Here is a 1350-nt window from a genome sequence, read left to right as displayed (position 1 = left end):
GGCCGGCGCGCTGGCGTCGACGCCGTCGCCGTCCTGACGCCGGCCGCCCGCAGCGCCGCCTCCCGTTCGTTTCGCATCGTCCGTCCCGACCCGAGAATTCCATGAACGACCTGTCACGTCCTCCTGAAGCCGTTTCCGCGTCGCGTCTCGCCACGTTCGTCGAGCGCTGCGCCGACACGATCATCCGCCGGCGCAAGCTGCTGATGCTGCTGTGCGTCGCGGTGACGCTCGCGCTCGGCTTGTCGGCCACGCGCCTGAAGCTCGATCCGGGCTTCAACAAGATGATCCCGATGCAGCACCCGTACATGCAGGTGTTCGAGCGCTATGCGGGTGCGTTCCCCGGCGCGAACACGATCCTCGTGAGCCTGCGCTGGAAGGGCGACGGCGACATCTACAACCAGACGTTCATGGACGCGCTGCGCCACGCGACCGACGACGTCTTCTTCATCCCCGGCGTGAACCGCTCGCGCGTGTTCTCGCTGTTCACGCCGAACGTTCACTACACGGAAGTGACCGAGGCCGGCTTTCGCGGCGACGTGGTCGTGCCCGGCCAGTTCTCGAGCGCGAACCCGGACGATCTCGCGAAGGTGCGCCGCAACGTCGCGCGTTCCGGGCAGATCGGCCGCCTCGTCGGCAACGACCTGAAATCGGCGCTGATCCGCGCGGAACTGCGCGAGACCGACCCGGCCACCGGCAAGCGGCTCGACTACAGCGCGGTCGCGCGCCAGCTCGAGGAAATCCGCGCGCGTTATGCGAAGCAGGGCATCGACGTGAACATCATCGGCTTCGCGAAGCTGGTGGGCGACGTCGAGAGCGGCATCGCGGGCGTGATGGCGTTCTTCGCGCTCGCGTTCCTCGTGACGGCCGCGCTGCTGTTTGCCTACACGCGCTCGCTGAAGACCACCGCGCTGGCGCTCGTCGTCGCACTGCTGCCGGTCGTGTGGCTGCTCGGCGCGCTGCCGCTGCTCGGGCTCGGCATCGACCCGATGTCGATCCTCGTGCCGTTCCTGATCTTCTCGATCGGCGTGTCGCACGCGGTGCAGATGACCAACGCATGGAAGCAGGCGCTGGTGCGCGGCGCGTCGCCCGTCGACGCCGCGCGCGACGCGTTCCGCAAGCTGTTCGTGCCGGGCACGGTCGCGCTGCTGACCAACGCGCTCGGCTTCATGGTCATCATGCGGATCAGGATCGACATCGTGCGCGAGCTCGGCATTACCGCGTGCCTCGGCGTGCTGCTGATGATCGTGACGAACAAGGTGTTCCTGCCGATCCTGCTGTCGTACACGCGCCTCGAACGCGGCACGCTGGCGCGCGCGCAGCGCACGGCGGCGGCCGGCGGCAGCGGGCGGT

1 protein-coding gene is annotated in these 1350 nt (G+C 68.5%); it reads left to right on the top strand.

The features are described 5' to 3' along the window. Positions 1 to 101 precede the first annotated feature (101 nt). On the top strand, positions 102 to 1350 hold a 1249-nt coding region (locus tag DPV74_RS41345), incomplete at its 3' end, for an RND family transporter (protein WP_162923336.1).

Source organism: Burkholderia sp. HAN2018, from assembly GCF_024704855.1.
GTDB lineage: Bacteria > Pseudomonadota > Gammaproteobacteria > Burkholderiales > Burkholderiaceae > Burkholderia > Burkholderia cepacia.
This window is presented reverse-complemented; position numbering and strand designations above follow the sequence as displayed.